The organism is Candidatus Pelagibacter sp. HIMB1495 (assembly GCF_052047955.1).
GTDB lineage: Bacteria > Pseudomonadota > Alphaproteobacteria > Pelagibacterales > Pelagibacteraceae > Pelagibacter.
This window is the reverse complement of sequence record NZ_JBNAIQ010000001.1, coordinates 1,108,646-1,123,278: the sequence shown is the minus strand read 5'-3', so window position 1 is coordinate 1,123,278 and position 14,633 is coordinate 1,108,646. Positions and strand designations below refer to the sequence as shown.

At 30.7% G+C, this 14,633-nt stretch carries 16 protein-coding genes and 1 pseudogene; 11 read left to right on the top strand and 6 right to left on the bottom strand.

The genetic code is table 11. The features are described 5' to 3' along the window. The first annotated feature begins 108 nt into the window (after nucleotides 1-108). The 3 genes from ACTTAW_RS06105 to ACTTAW_RS06095 are packed head-to-tail and all read left to right on the top strand — an operon-like array spanning nucleotide 109 to nucleotide 3,084. Nucleotides 109-1,089, top strand: coding sequence for a tripartite tricarboxylate transporter substrate binding protein (locus ACTTAW_RS06105; RefSeq protein WP_440651531.1), 981 nt, complete (start codon nucleotides 109-111; stop codon nucleotides 1,087-1,089). Between the two features lie 28 nt (nucleotides 1,090-1,117). Then, nucleotides 1,118-1,588 (top strand): tripartite tricarboxylate transporter TctB family protein, encoded by a 471-nt coding sequence (locus ACTTAW_RS06100; RefSeq protein ID WP_023855083.1) that lies wholly within the window; start codon nucleotides 1,118-1,120, stop codon nucleotides 1,586-1,588. Further along, nucleotides 1,585-3,084 (top strand): tripartite tricarboxylate transporter permease, encoded by a 1,500-nt coding sequence (locus ACTTAW_RS06095; RefSeq protein ID WP_440651530.1) that lies wholly within the window; start codon nucleotides 1,585-1,587, stop codon nucleotides 3,082-3,084. The genes ACTTAW_RS06100 and ACTTAW_RS06095 overlap by 4 nt, the downstream gene beginning before the upstream one ends. On the opposite strand, the gene ACTTAW_RS06090 is transcribed toward ACTTAW_RS06095, so the two are convergent. From ACTTAW_RS06090 to ACTTAW_RS06080, 3 genes are read right to left on the bottom strand one after another with little or no spacing between them, the layout of a single operon-like run. After that, nucleotides 3,081-3,971 (bottom strand): DMT family transporter, encoded by an 891-nt coding sequence (locus ACTTAW_RS06090; protein ID WP_440651529.1) that lies wholly within the window; start codon nucleotides 3,969-3,971, stop codon nucleotides 3,081-3,083. The two genes, ACTTAW_RS06095 and ACTTAW_RS06090, sit on opposite strands and share 4 nt — an antisense overlap. Beyond that, nucleotides 3,968-5,050 carry a glycosyltransferase family 4 protein gene (locus tag ACTTAW_RS06085; protein WP_440651528.1) on the bottom strand — a complete coding sequence of 361 codons (1,083 nt, stop codon included), beginning with the start codon at nucleotides 5,048-5,050 and terminating at the stop codon, nucleotides 3,968-3,970. The genes ACTTAW_RS06090 and ACTTAW_RS06085 overlap by 4 nt, the downstream gene beginning before the upstream one ends. After that, nucleotides 5,050-5,604: a thioredoxin family protein gene (locus ACTTAW_RS06080; protein WP_440651527.1), complete on the bottom strand. Its 555-nt coding sequence runs from the start codon at nucleotides 5,602-5,604 to the stop codon at nucleotides 5,050-5,052. The genes ACTTAW_RS06085 and ACTTAW_RS06080 overlap by 1 nt, the downstream gene beginning before the upstream one ends. Nucleotides 5,605-5,624: 20 nt before the next feature. Here ACTTAW_RS06080 and ACTTAW_RS06075 point away from each other — a divergent pair, with 20 nt between their 5' ends. The 3 genes from ACTTAW_RS06075 to ACTTAW_RS06065 are packed head-to-tail and all read left to right on the top strand — an operon-like array spanning nucleotide 5,625 to nucleotide 7,384. Continuing rightward, entirely contained in the window at nucleotides 5,625-6,137 is a 513-nt protein-coding gene (locus tag ACTTAW_RS06075) for a gamma carbonic anhydrase family protein (RefSeq protein WP_428079902.1), read from the top strand. An 11-nt stretch (nucleotides 6,138-6,148) separates the two neighbouring features. Further along, nucleotides 6,149-7,069, top strand: a complete 921-nt coding sequence (locus ACTTAW_RS06070; protein WP_440651526.1) for an ROK family protein — start codon at nucleotides 6,149-6,151, stop codon at nucleotides 7,067-7,069. Nucleotides 7,070-7,093: 24 nt separating this feature from the next. After that, nucleotides 7,094-7,384 (top strand): DUF1330 domain-containing protein, encoded by a 291-nt coding sequence (locus ACTTAW_RS06065; RefSeq protein WP_440651525.1) that lies wholly within the window; start codon nucleotides 7,094-7,096, stop codon nucleotides 7,382-7,384. On the opposite strand, the gene ACTTAW_RS06060 is transcribed toward ACTTAW_RS06065, so the two are convergent. Next, a complete protein-coding gene (locus ACTTAW_RS06060; RefSeq protein ID WP_440651524.1) occupies nucleotides 7,381-7,986 on the bottom strand; it encodes a flavin-binding protein in 606 nt (201 codons plus the stop codon). The genes ACTTAW_RS06065 and ACTTAW_RS06060 overlap by 4 nt on opposite strands. A 3-nt stretch (nucleotides 7,987-7,989) precedes the next feature. After that, nucleotides 7,990-8,865 carry an NAD(P)-dependent oxidoreductase gene (locus ACTTAW_RS06055; RefSeq protein ID WP_440651523.1) on the bottom strand — a complete coding sequence of 292 codons (876 nt, stop codon included), beginning with the start codon at nucleotides 8,863-8,865 and terminating at the stop codon, nucleotides 7,990-7,992. 11 nt (nucleotides 8,866-8,876) lie between these two features. On the opposite strand from ACTTAW_RS06055, the gene ACTTAW_RS06050 reads away from it, so the two are divergent. From ACTTAW_RS06050 to ACTTAW_RS06030, 5 genes and pseudogenes are all read left to right on the top strand, one after another. After that, the gene (locus ACTTAW_RS06050; protein ID WP_440651522.1) at nucleotides 8,877-10,082 is read left to right on the top strand and encodes an MFS transporter; all 1,206 of its coding nucleotides are present in this window, start codon (nucleotides 8,877-8,879) and stop codon (nucleotides 10,080-10,082) included. A 45-nt stretch (nucleotides 10,083-10,127) separates the two neighbouring features. Continuing rightward, nucleotides 10,128-10,508 (top strand): annotated as a pseudogene (rpoZ, locus tag ACTTAW_RS06045) (DNA-directed RNA polymerase subunit omega); the annotation flags it as partial. 180 nt (nucleotides 10,509-10,688) lie between these two features. Beyond that, nucleotides 10,689-11,681: a tRNA dihydrouridine(20/20a) synthase DusA gene (dusA, locus tag ACTTAW_RS06040; RefSeq protein ID WP_440651521.1), complete on the top strand. Its 993-nt coding sequence runs from the start codon at nucleotides 10,689-10,691 to the stop codon at nucleotides 11,679-11,681. 40 nt (nucleotides 11,682-11,721) lie between these two features. Then, on the top strand, nucleotides 11,722-12,507 hold the full coding sequence (locus ACTTAW_RS06035; RefSeq protein WP_440614249.1) for a sulfite exporter TauE/SafE family protein: 786 nt from the start codon (nucleotides 11,722-11,724) through the stop codon (nucleotides 12,505-12,507). Nucleotides 12,508-12,509: 2 nt separating this feature from the next. After that, a complete protein-coding gene (locus ACTTAW_RS06030) occupies nucleotides 12,510-12,911 on the top strand; it encodes an HIT domain-containing protein (protein ID WP_440651520.1) in 402 nt (133 codons plus the stop codon). Between the two features lie 103 nt (nucleotides 12,912-13,014). On the opposite strand, the gene ACTTAW_RS06025 is transcribed toward ACTTAW_RS06030, so the two are convergent. Beyond that, nucleotides 13,015-14,469 (bottom strand): phosphomannomutase/phosphoglucomutase, encoded by a 1,455-nt coding sequence (locus ACTTAW_RS06025; RefSeq protein WP_440651519.1) that lies wholly within the window; start codon nucleotides 14,467-14,469, stop codon nucleotides 13,015-13,017. Nucleotides 14,470-14,633 lie beyond the last annotated feature (164 nt).

Below are 14,633 nucleotides of genomic sequence, written 5' to 3'. Positions count from 1 at the left end.
TTCAACAGAATATATTGTTCTGCTCAATAGAACAATAGTATTTATTTATTTAGACAACGTTCATTAAAATAAATTAAATCCAATTAAATTAAATAGAGAGGGAAAATAATGAAAAACATAAAAAAACTATTTTCAGTATTATTCTCAGCAATTCTATTATTCTCAGCAACAACTACCAGCTCAGTAGCAATTGATAAATTGCACTTTGTAATCGGTGGTGGTGCTGGTGGTGGTTGGGATGGAACTGCTAGAGGTACTGGAGAAGCTTTAACAAAAGCTGGTATGTTAAAAAGCGCATCATTTGAAAATATGTCAGGTGGTGGTGGTGGTAAAGCACTTGCTTACATGATTAACACTAAACCTGCTAACACAGTTTTAGTTCAATCTACACCATTAGTATTAAGATCTATTACTAGACACGAAGGTTACGTAAAAGGTAGTGGAACTTTATCTTATAAAGACGTTGTGCCAATTGCTGGCGTAATTGGTGACTACGGTGCTATTGCAGTTGCGAAAAACTCACCTTACAAAAACTTCAAAGATGTAGTTGATGCATACAAAAAAGATCCAAGCTCAATTAAAATGGCTGGTGGATCAGTGAGAGGAAGTATGGACCATTTAATTGGTGCTTTAGCATTCCAAGCTGCAGGTGCAGATCCAAATGCTGTTGCATACATTCCTTATGATGCTGGTGGAAAAGCTTTAGCTGGACTTTTATCTGGAGAAACTCAAATCATTTCAACTGGTTTAGGTGAATTGATGGGTGCAAGAGACCAAGTAACAATTATTGGTATTACTGCTCCTTCAAGAGTTTCTGATGCACCAGATGCACCAACTCTTAAAGAACAAGGGTATGATGTACAATTCGTTAACTGGAGAGGTTTCTTTGGCCCTCCAGGTATGAGCAGTGCTGATAAAGCAGCAATTGCAAAAATGCTTGGCGATGTACAAAAAACTCCTGAATGGGAAACAGTGAGAGCAAGAAATGCTTGGGTTAATATTTATAACCCTGAAAGTAAGTTTGTATCTTTCTTAGAAAAGCAAACTGAAGAAATGACAGCTCTTATGAAAAAACTAGGAGTTATCTAACCTTTGGTTAGAAATTAAAATTAGAGCAGTGAATATAAATACTACAAAAATTATATCACTGCTCTTTTTTATTTTTTCAGCATTTTATTTATATTTAGCCTATCAAATTCAAGTTTTCACATTCGATGAAAATGCTCCATTTAATGCTAGAACATTTCCAATTTATTTAGGTTATGCAGGATTATTTTTTTCTGGATTAAAACTTATTTTACCAGACCCAAATACAATTAAAGTAGAGCATAAAAATTTAGAGTATAAAAAAACTGGTATACTTATACTGATTGCAATTATTTACGGAGCTACAATTTTAAAAGTTGGTTATTTTTTAACCACTTCATTATTTTTATTTGCTTCATATTATTTTTTAGGAGAACGAAGGTGGATTTTAATGTTTTTATTATCCTTTCCATTTGTTGCTGCCTTTATGTATTTGCTTCATGGTATCCTTGATATTTATTTAAGAGATCCATTTCTACAACTAATTGGAGTGATGGGATGATTGAAGGAATACTAATTGGACTAACGACAGCACTTACACTCCATAATATACTAATGGTTATGGTTGGTTGTTTTTTTGGAACAATCATTGGAATGCTTCCTGGTCTTGGGCCAATGACTGCAATAGCTTTAATGATACCTATTACATATGGTTTTGAACCCGCAACTGGATTAATTTTAATGGCTGGAGTTTATTATGGAGCAGTATTTGGAGGTTCAACTTCTTCAATATTGTTAAATGCCCCTGGTGTTCCAGGAACAGTTGCAACTTCATTTGATGGTTACCCAATGGCACAGCAAGGTAAGGCTGGGAAAGCTTTAGCAATTGCTGCTTGGAGCTCATTTGCAGGTGGAACACTATCTGCAATTTATTTGTTATTCATGGCACCAAGCTTATCTAAAGTAAGCTTATCTTTTAGATCTCCTGATTATTTTGCTTTAATGATTTTAGGTTTAACGGCTATTGCAGCTTTTTCATCTAAGGGACAATTTTTAAAAGCAATGATGATGGTTGTTCTAGGCTTGATGTTAGCTTCAGTTGGTCAAGATAGTTTGTCTGATATTACAAGATATACATTTAATAATATGAACTTAACTGACGGAATTAGCTTTGTACTAGTTGTGATGGCAACTTTTGCAATGAGTGAAGCTTTAACAATTATTTTAAAAAGAAATGATCCAACAACTGCAGCTAAACAAGTTTCTTTAACTGAACTTGGTTCAATTAAAATCAATAAAGAAGAACGAACTAAAATGTACAAAACAATCCCAAGATCTTCGGTAATTGGTTTTTTAATTGGTGTGTTGCCTGGCGCTGGTGCAACAATTGCTTCCTTTTTGGCTTATGGAATGGAAAGAAACGTAGTTAGTGATGAGGAAAAAGAAAAATTTGGTAAAGGAAGCGTAAATGGTCTGTCAGCACCAGAAACAGCAAACAATGCTGCTTGCTCTGGTTCTTTTGTACCAATGCTTACTTTAGGAATTCCTGGGAGTGGAACCACAGCGGTAATGCTTGGGGCTCTTTTAGGTTTTGGTGTTCAGCCTGGCCCTAGACTTTATATGACCAATCCAGAAATTTTTTGGTCAATAATTATGTCTATGTATATTGGAATGGTAATTCTTCTTATATTAAACTTACCACTCATTCCTTATATAGCTAGGATTCTTGCTGTTCCTAAAAATTACTTAATTCCTTTAATTTTATTTTTTTCTGTCACTGGAATTTACGTAATGTCATTTAATAATTTTGATATTTATTTAATGATTGGGATAGCTGTAGTTGCAACTTTTTTAAGATTATATGATTTCCCTATGCCACCTTTGATATTAGCATTTGTACTTGGTGGATTGATGGAAGAAAACTTGAGACGATCTTTATTGTTAAGTAATGGTTCTTGGGAATTTTTGTGGGACAGAACATTAACTGCATGTATCCTAGCTACTACAATTTTAATTGTAGTTTGGCATATTTACAAAACTTTTAAGAAGAAAAATTAAGATTTAATATCTATTCGTTTTCTAATGATTTCTTTATTAAGTTTCATTTCACGATAAGACATAATGATAACTCCTAAAAATATTATACTTGCACCAATCCAAGTGAAGAGATCAGGGATTTCGCTAAATACAAAGTAACCAATTAGAGATGCAAATACTAAACTTAGAAAAGAATAGGGTTGTGTCATGCTAACATCAACTAATTTATAAGCGTGATTAATGCAAAGATGTAACAATGTACCAGATAGACCTGCAAAAAATAAATAAATCAGTGTTTGTAAACTAGGTGTTTGCCAAAAAAACAGTGCAATAAGGAAACTAAAAATAGTCATATAACAGTAACCATAAGATAAAATTGTAATCGAACTATCATCTTTTGTTATAGTTTTTGTAATTATAATCACTATTGACCACATAAATGATGATGCTAGTGCCATATATACTCCAATAGAGATATCAATTATACCTGGTCTTAAAATTACCAACATGCCAATAAATCCTAAAACTAGCGCAAAACTTCTGTAGATATAAATTTTTTCTCCAAGAAACAAAACAGCCAAAATAGTTACTATGAAAGGAACAACAAAAGATATTGCAGTAGCTTTTTCAATTGGCATCATCGTTAAAGCTGAGAAATATAAAAGCATTGAAGGCAAGTTTAAAACCGCTCTAAGAAAATGTTTTTTATGATGATTTGATTCAAAAACTGCAAATTTAGTTTTTAACATATAAGGAAAAATAATCAGGAAACCAAATAAAAATCTAAAAAAACCTGCTACATAAACATTAACTTCCTCTTGTGCTAATTTTAAAAAGGTTAACATTAATGTTCCACAAAAAACTGAGATTATAATTAAAAAAATTGCTAATTTATTATTTGAAATCAATTTAGTAACTTTTTGTATTCTTCAATTATTTTTGACCATTGAAACTTATTCACAAATTCTTTTGCATTTTTTCCATGTTCTAAATATTTTTTATTTTCTAACATTGAGTTAATAGAAGAATAAATATCATCCAGATTATTTCCATCACATATTAAACCAGTTTTTTCATGATCTATTGCATCTGCCGCACCTCCATCTTTACCGCCTATAGATGGTACACCGTATTGTGCTGCTTCAACATATGCAATTCCAAACCCTTCAACAGATTTTTTATGAATTATAGAAGGCATTACAAATAAATTCGATTTAGCGATTAGTGCATTTTTTAAATCATCACTTATATCTTTAAAAAACATTACTTGTTCTTCTAAATTTAGTTCTTTTACTAATTTTTTGATATTCTCTTCTTCATCACCATAACCAATACAAACATAAACAATATCTGGATAAATTTGTTTTAGATTTCTAAGAGCCATAACCACTTTTTCATGATTTTTTCTTTTATCAAATCTTGAAACAGTAATTAATCTTGGGGTTTTAACTTTTAGTAAGCTTTCAACTTTTTCTAATGATTTTTTGTTTAATTCTTGAACTGGATCAACACCAGGATTAATTACAATAATTTTATTTTCATTAACCCCGCATTCAATAGCAAGGTTTTTGGTATATTGTGAGTTAGCAATAACTTTTTCTACATTATTAAGAACATTTAAAACTCTTTTATTTTGAGTGGATCCTTTAGGATGATTGATTTCTTTGCTATGAATAAGACAATATTTTTTTTTGGAAGTTTTAATTAATTCTAAACTTTTCCAATGATCTCCAATTACTCCTTCAACTTTATTATCTTTAATAAATTCATTAATTAATTGAGCTTTTCTGTATTTTCTAAGAAGTTTTATTCCACCAACTCTTTCAATTGAGAACGAAGCTTGTTCATCAAAATCTTTATGATTATCAATATAATCTGCAAACACTTTTATCATAAAGTTTTTAGATAACTCTCTTGATAAACCCCACATTAAGCTTTGCATTCCACCTAGTTCAGGAGGAAAAGATCTAGTAACAATTAAATACATTAATTAGTTTTCCACTTTATGCTACAGCCAGCACTAGGAATTTGTTCTTTAGGACCTTCACCTGTTTCAGCAATTTGTTTCATAGCTTTTAACAAGTCACTTTCACCTTCTTTAACAGGTATAAGATTTCTTAACTCTCTTAATCTTCCACGATATTGAAGTTCTAAATTTTTGTTATATCCAAAAAAATCTGGTGTGCAGACAGCATCATATGCTTTTGCAATATTTTGCGTTTCGTCGTTTAAGTAAGGAAAATTAAAATTATTATCTTTTGAAAATTTAATCATATTTTCAAAAGAGTCTTCAGGATAATTTTCTGAATCATTTGCGCAGATTGCAACTGAATTTATTCCAATTTTTTTTAATTCATTACAATCTTCAACTATTTCTTTTGTAACTGCTTTTACATATGGACAATGATTACAAATAAACATTATCAAAGTTCCATTTTCTCCTTTGATATCCTCTAACGAAAGAATTTTATTATCTGTTGATTTTAATTCAAATGGAATAGCTTTTTGACCAAAATCACATATTGGAGTTTGTATTGGCATACTGTAAGAATATATAAATTATGTTTTATGATTTAAAAGATAAAAAACCAAAAAACTCTGGCGAAAATTGGGTAGCTCCTAATGCAACTATAATTGGAGATGTCACATTAGAGAAAAATACAAGCATTTGGTTCAATGCCGTTTTAAGAGGCGACATAGAAAATATTCACATAGGTGAGGGATCTAATATTCAAGATGGTAGTGTTTTACATACAGATCCTGGCTGTCCCTTAAAAGTAGGTAAAAATGTTACTGTAGGTCATTTAGTGATGCTTCACGGATGTACCATTGGAGATAATAGTTTAATTGGAATTGGAGCAGTAATTTTAAATAAAGCAAATATAGGAAAAAACTGTATCATTGGAGCAAAAGCTCTAATAACTGAAAATAAAGTTATACCGGATAATTCTTTAGTAGTGGGATCACCTGGAAAAATTGTAAGAGAAGTTACCGAGGAAGAAAAAAAAGCAGTAGAGGAAAATACCAAACACTATCAAAATAACTGGAAGAAATATTCTAAATCTATTTTTTAAAAGTTAAATTTATGAAGAGTAAATTTAAAATAGGGATTGATTACGGAGGTACTAAAATTGAAGGTATTCTTTTAGATCACGATGGCAAACAGCTGGAAAGAAAAAGATATTCATATGAAAGAAATTATTTATCAGGAATTGAAACTGTAAAAAAGCTTGTAGATGAATTTGATAAAATTAGTAAAGAAGTATGTTCTGTTGGTATTGGAATACCTGGATTTTCTTCGAGACAAACTGGAATAATTACTAACGCAAATTCTCTTTGGTTAAATGACAAACCTTTTAAAAAAGATTTAGAATTAGCTTTAAATAGAGAAGTAAGATTAATGAATGATGCAAATTGTTTTACATTGTCTGAAGCAGTAGATGGAGCTGGAAAAAATTATAAATCTATTTTTGGTATAATTATTGGTACAGGTTTTGGGGGTGGATTATCTTACAATAAATCAATTATTGAGGGATCAAATCAAATTGCAGGCGATTGGGGGCATCAACCATTGCCTTATCCAACTAAAGAAGAACAAGAAATAAAGATAAGTTGCCCCTCAAATAATTGCGGCAGACCTTTGTGTGCTGAGCAATTTATGTCTGGCATTGGTTTTAAAGATAGGTTCAATCAAAAATATGACACTAATTTTACATCAGAAGAAATTGTTAAACTTGATTTAGAAAAGGATCCAAGAGCTAATTTAGAATTGGGTTTATATGAAGATAGAATGGCAAGATTAATGGCTGTAATGATAGGAATTTTTGATCCTGATGCCATAATTCTTGGTGGAGGAATGTCAAATATTGATAGATTTTATATAAACATTCCGTCTTTGATACCTAAGTATACTTTTTCTAATAAAGTAGAAACGAAAGTTTTAAAAAATTTACACGGGGACTCAAGTGGAGTGAGAGGGGCAGCTTGGCTTTGGAATAATGAGTAATATAACTAAAAAGGAGAGGTAATTATGTCAGCAGGTTACGTGATAGCTCAATTAAAAGTAACAAATCCAGAAAACTATAAAGAATATGTAGCTAAAGTTACAGAGATTGTAAAAAAATTTGGGGGAGAATATCTTGTTAGAAATGGTGAATATCAAGTAGTAGAGGGAGAAGATAATTTTCCAAGATTAGTAATCATTAAATTTCCATCATATGAAAAAGCTTTGGAGTGGTATCACTCTGATGAGTATAAACCAGTCAAAGATATTCGTCTTCAAAACTCTGAAGGAAGCAATATAATTGTAAAAGGGATTTAAGGTACTAACCAGGTATCTTTATTATTTTCTAAATCGAATTTTGCTCTTCGATGACCTTTAGCAGCCAAATATAACCATTCTATTGATTTTATTTTGCACTGAATAACTGTAAAGTTTTTGTATCCTTCTTCACTTTGTTCTTTAGTGTAATCAAAATTATCAAGCTCAGGTTTCAGTCCAGATGTTGGAGTATCAGACTCAGTTCCTGGTCCATTATCAACTAAATAACATTTTCTAGATATGTGTTGGGTTTTTGACCAAGATTCTTTAGTAACTTCATTATTATGATTAATAGTGCACTCTACTTTCAGTCTAACCTGAATTTTTTCTTCTTTATCATAAAATAACATCGCTGCATTTTTGTTTGATTTTAATTTTTCAATTTTATCTGAACGAATATCGCTATGATACTGAAGTAAGTTATTAGAATGATCTGATTTTCGAAGAACTACAATTCTACCATCTAAATCAGACTGGCTACCACATATAAAAACAGGTATTCTAAAAGGTGAGCTTCTGTCTTTGACAGCATTGTCTAACATAGACCAAATTTTCTTTTTGATCTCTACAAAGTCCTCATAATAAGGAACAGTATCAGTCACAGATTATTTTTTCTTTTTTAATCGAGCAATAAGTGCAGAGCTATCCCAACGATTACCACCCATTTCTTGAACTTCAGCATAGTAACCATCTATGATTTCTGTAATTGGTACTGGTGAACCATTTCTTTTTGCTTCTTCAATTGCAATTTTTAAATCTTTTCTCATCCAATCAATAGCAAATCCATAGTCAAACTTGTCATCTGTCATCGTTCTGTATCTATTTTCCATTTGCCAAGATTGAGCCGCACCTTTTGAAATTGTTTCCATTACAATATCCATATCAAGACCAGCATTTATACCAAAATTAATTGCTTCAGATAAACCTTGAACTGCTCCAGCAATACACATTTGGTTCATCATTTTTGTTAGTTGCCCACTTCCAGATGGACCAATTAATTTTACTTTTCTGCTATAACAATCAATAATTGGTTCAGCTTTTGAAAATACATCTTCATCTCCACCAACCATAACGGTTAAAATTCCTCCTTCTGCTCCAGATTGTCCTCCAGATATAGGAGCATCTAAAAATCCAAATCCTTTTTCTTTAGCAGCAGCATACAGTTCTCTAGAAATTTCTGCAGAGACAGTTGAGTTATCTATATAAACAGAACCTTCTTTTGCTGATTTAAATAATCCATTTTCACCTAATGATACTTCTCTTAAATCATCATCATTACCTACACATGTAAATATAAAATCCGCACCCTCTGCTGCTTGTGCTGGAGTATCAGCCATTTTACCTTTGTATTCACCAATCCATTTTTCAGCTTTTGATTTTGTTCTGTTAAAAACAGTTACATTGTGTCCGGCTTTTGATATATAACCAGCCATTGGGTAGCCCATTACCCCAAGACCTATGAAAGCAACATTAAAAGTCATAATTTTTTTCTATGTTTAAAAGTTTAAGTTTAAAAGTAATTGTATTTGGATTTATTTTTACATTTTTTTCTAGTTTTGGACAGAGTTTTTTTCTTGGATTGTTTAATTCAAGTATTAGAGATGCATTATCTATTACCCACGGTCAATTTGGCTCATTATATGCATCAGCAACTTTATTAAGTAGTATAGTTCTTGTCTGGATTGGTAAGAAAATTGATGATGTAAATATCTTAAAATTTGCTTCTTACGTGATTATTTTTCTATCAGTTTCATGTTTTGTTTTTTCAAAAATATCATCTGTAATTTTTTTATTTGTTGGAATTTTTTTAATGCGGTTAGCAGGTCAAGGTTTAACAACTCATACAGCTACAACTACAATTTCACGTTTTTTTGAAAAAAATAGAGGAAGAGCATTAAGTATTGGGTGGCTAGGATTATCTTTAGCAGAATTTATTTTGCCTGTATTAATAGTTTTTTTATTAACATTTGTTGAATGGAGAAATATTTGGATTTCAATATCCATTGTCGTAATTATAGTTCTTCCTATTGTTGCATATTCCCTGGTAAGAGAAATAAAATTAGATACTAGAGAAGAAGCAAAGGATAATGAGATACCAAAAGAGATAAGACAATGGAAAAGAACTGAGGTTCTTAGAGATTACAGGTTTTATATTATTTGTATGACCATGTTAGCTATGCCATGGATAGCAACTGGATCTTTTGTTTATCAATCTTTTATAACAAACTCTAAAGGATGGGGGCCATATGTTATTGCGCAATCGTTTATGGCTTATTCAACCTTTTCAGTAATCACATTATTTATATCGGGATTTTTAATTGATAAGTTTTCTAGTCGTAAGTTACTAATATATATGAATATCCCACTATTTTTTTCAACAATTGTATTATTTTATTTTGAAACACCAATTTCATCTTTTGTCTTTCTAGGTTTGATTGGTATTTCGAATGGTCTAGCTAATGTTTTGGGTTCTTCAACTTGGGCAGAAATTTATGGTGTAAAACATATTGGATCAATTAAAGCTCTAACCACAGCACTAATGGTATTTTCAACTGCTTTTGGGACAGCTTTATTTGGGATTCTTATTGATTTCGGGTTTAGCATTGAACAAATTGCTGTTGTATCAGGTGCTTATATCTTGCTATCTATATTGCTCCTTTATTTAGTGAAAAATAAGCTAAATCCTCAATATTTATAAAAAATACTCCTTGATTTTTTAAGGTTCACTGTATAGATACTGCGCATGGCTAGAGTTACCGTTGAAGACTGTATAGATAAAGTAGAAAGTCCTTATGAATTAGTTTTAGTAGCTAAAGAGAGAGCTACTCAACTTAATGCTGGTTTAGAACCAACAATTGATAGGGATAATGACAAAAATACAGTGATATCTTTAAGAGAAATTGCTGAAGAGAAAATTAAAGTATCAGATTTAACTGAAAGCGCTGTTTATAAACTTAGAAAACATGTTGAACAAGTTGATGATGGGGTAGAGGATGATGAAGATATTGGTGATGATTTTGAAAATCTTTACAAAGGCGAAATTTCAAAAAGTGGTACTCCAATTTTACCATCTAAAAGAGCTAGAAAAACTCCAGAAAAAATTCAAGTATCAAAGGAAGATTTAGCCGAATTGTCTGAAACAGCTACACCTGAGGTTGACGCTTCAGTTGGCCAAGAAACTATGAATGAACAAGGTGAAGTTTCATTAGATGAAGTTTCAGAATCAGAAAATCAAGAAGCAGATGTTGCTTCTGAAGATCCAGAAGCTTCAAACTCATAAAAAAATAATATAAAGTCTTAGTTTATGAATAGGTTAGTATCAGTTGCTCCTATGATGGACTGTACAGATCGTCATGAACGATATTTTTTAAGACTAATATCTAAAAATACACTTCTTTATACCGAAATGGTTGTCGATGAAGCAATCAATAGAGGTGATAAAAAAAAATTACTAGAATTCAATATCAATGAAAAGCCAGTAGCACTTCAATTAGGTGGATCTTCACCTAAGTTACTTGCTGAGGCAACAAAAGTTGGAGAAGACTTTGGCTACGATGAAATTAATTTAAATTTAGGCTGTCCAAGTAGAAAAGTAGAGAAAAATAGATTTGGTGCTTGTTTGATGAAAGAGCCAAGCTTAGTTGCAGATTGTTTAAATGAGATGCAATCAAAAACAAAATTACCTGTAACGATAAAAACTAGAATTGGATATGATAGTGTCGAAGATTATGAAAATTTATACAATTTTATATCTACTCTAAAATCTACAGGTGTTAAAACTTTTATTATCCATGCAAGAAAGGCTATGCTTGGTAAGTTTACACCTAAACAAAACCTAAACATTCCACCTTTAAAATATGAGTTTGTTTATAAATTAAAAGAAGATTTTCCAAATGAAGAAATAATTATAAATGGAGGAATAACTTCTGTTGATCAAATTAAACCACATTTAGAAAAAACAGATGGAGTAATGATTGGAAGAGCTGCTTATCACACACCTTATTTGTTAGCAGATATTGAGAAAGAAATTTTTAATAATGAGGATATTCCTAGTAGGCAAGATGTTATTGAGCAGTTAATTCCTTATGTAAAAAATGAACTGAAAAAAGGAACTCGGTTAAATCAAATTATGAGACATACATTAGGTTTATTTCATGGCCAATCTGGTGCTAGTCATTGGAAAAGATATTTAAGTGAAAATATGTGCGTGAGAGATGCTGATGTAAAAAAAATTGATCACATAATGGATAAAATTAAATACAACAATGTTGATATGAGAGAAGGTCAATCTGCTTAGTTCAATCTTAGCAAATGAATATATCTATATAGTTTTATTAATGGTTTTGACTGCAATTCCAGTAGGATTTGTAGCTGGCCTTTTTGGTATCGGCGGTGGTTTAATAACAGTCCCGTTTCTTTATTACATATTTGGCAAACTTGGAATTGATCAAGCTTATATAATGCACTTAGCGGTAGGAACTTCTTTTGCAATAATAATTCCAACATCAATAGTTTCAGTTTTAACCCATCATAAATTTAATTCAGTCGATTTTAATGTAGTTAAAAGCTACGGTTTTTTTGTAGTTGCAGGAGTTGTTTTGGGAACAATATTTGCTGCAACTTTCAAAACAAAATCATTAGTACTTTTTTTTGCAATCGTAATCTTCTTTTTAGGAATTTATTTACTTACAATTAAAGAAAAGGAGCAAAATGTAATATCTGAAATGAAATTATATTTAAAAATAATACTTGGTGCGATTGTTGGATTTATTTCAGCTATAACAGGTATAGGTGGTGCTGTTATGAATGTACCAATCCTAAAATTTTTCGGTTATTCAATTAATAAAGCAATTGGAAGTGCTGCAGCGATTGGTTTTTTAATTGCACTATTTGGTGCTACAGGTTTTTTTATTTCAGGAAGTTATTTAAAAACAAATTTACCATTTAGTATTGGATTTTTAAATGTACCAGCTTTTTTAATCTTCATTCCGATTACAACTTTTATGGCAAGAATAGGTGCAAGAACGGCTCACAGAATAGATAAAAATAAAATTAGTAAATTACTTGCTATTTTCTTACTATTCGTAGCAGTTAAGTTTTTCTACGAATATATTAAATTATAAGCATGTCGTTTAAGTTAAATAGGAAATTTTTAAAGACTTCACATCATCTTATTGATCTTAAATTATGCACTATTAGGTTAAACGATAATTCTAAATTTCCATGGATAATTCTAATTCCCAAAAGAAATAAGATTACCGACATAAGCGATCTTAATTCTAAAGATCAAACTCTGCTAATGAAGGAAATTGTTTATGCAAGTAAAGTAATGAAAAAATTATTTAAAACTTCGAAGCTCAATGTAGAAAAAATTGGAAATATTGTTCCTCAGTTGCATATACATATTATTGCTAGAAGTAAAAAAGATAGTTCATGGCCATTATCAGTATGGGTTGTTAAAGGAAAAAGTTATTCTAAAACAGCTCTAAAAGTAATAGTAGATAAATTAAGAAAAGCTCTAAAATAAAAAGAGGTGACTTCAGTCTCCCTCCATCACCTCACCTAATTTTTTAAATGATTCTTTACAGTTTTATGAACACTTATTAGTTGAAAATTAACTTTATTAAGCGCTAAATTTTTTGATCGTATTCGCCTATTTTCCCTGTTTTTTGAAGTAAATCGTCAATAAAATCAAAGATTTTCTTCTTTCTATTATCTGAGGTTGGGCTTTCAGTTACAATCACTAATGAAGGTTTATTGGATGATGCTCTTATTAATCCCCAAGATCCATCTTCAAAAGAAAATCTTACACCATTAACTGTAAGAACTTCAGTTATTACTTGATCATCAATTTTAGTTTTATTATTTTTTAATTGTTCTACTTTTTTAACTAATTCTTCAACTACTTGATATTTTTCTTCATCTTTACAGTATGGCGCCATCGTTGGTGTTTGAAAAGTATTTGGTAATTCATTAATTATTTCACTCATTTTTTTATTTTCATTATCTAATAAATGACAGACATGAATGGCTGAATTTATTCCATCATCGTAACCATATCCTAAAGGCTGATTGAAAAAGAAATGACCACTTTTTTCAAAGCCTGCCAATGCCTTTTCAGTATTAACTTTACGTTTAATATGTGAATGACCTGTTTTCCAATAAATTGTTTCACAATTGTTTTCTAATAAAATTTTATCTTTTGCGTACAAACCTGTTGATTTTACATCTACAACAAATTTAGAATTTTTGTGTTTAGTAGATAAGTTTCTTGCTATTAGTAAACCGATTTTATCAGAGAATATTTCGTTACCTTCATTGTCAATAACACCAACTCGATCTCCATCACCATCAAAACCGAAACCTATATCAGCATTATTTTCTTTAACCGCTTTAGCAATTTCATGAAGCATTTCTAAATCTTCCGGATTAGGATTATATTTTGGAAAATTCCAGTCTAAGTTACAATCTAACTCAATCACTTCACACCCAATACCTCTTAAGATATCTGGTGCAAAAACACCTGCAGTTCCATTGCCACAAGCAACTACAGCTTTAATTTTTTTATTTATTTTGTTTTTATTAATTAGGTCATTTTTATAAATTTTATCGAAATCTTTTATTTCTTTTTCATTTCCATCACCTTTTGAAAACTTTTCACTCAATGTTATTTCTTTTAATTCTCTCATCTCTTCAGGCGCATGAGTTAAGCCTTTTTTGATACCCATTTTTACACCAGTCCAACCATTTTCATTATGACTTGCTGTAACCATAGCAACTGCATCCGCATCTAAATTAAATTGTGCAAAATAAACCATTGGAGATAATGACAAACCAATATCTTCTATATGACATCCTGTTGACTTTAATCCTTTTTTAAGTGAAGTTTTTATTTCCTCACTGTAAGATCGGTAATCATGTCCAACAATAATTCTAGGATAATCTTTTTTGGTGTGATTTTTTATTTGTGTTCCAAGTCCTTTGCCGAGATTCTCGATTCCTGCTGAGTTTATGTCTTTTTCATACAACCAACGGGCGTCATATTCTCTAAAACCATAAGGATCTATTTTTAAATTTTCACTCATTTATCCACTACTTACTCTTTTTATGTTAATTTCTTTAAAAAAATTTTATTTTTTTATTGATAATCATATTGTCGCGTTCTATAAATGTTCCATTGATTAAACGTTTATTTAGTATACTTAATCAAAGCGCCTACAACATATAGTTGTTTTCGCAAAACTAAAAT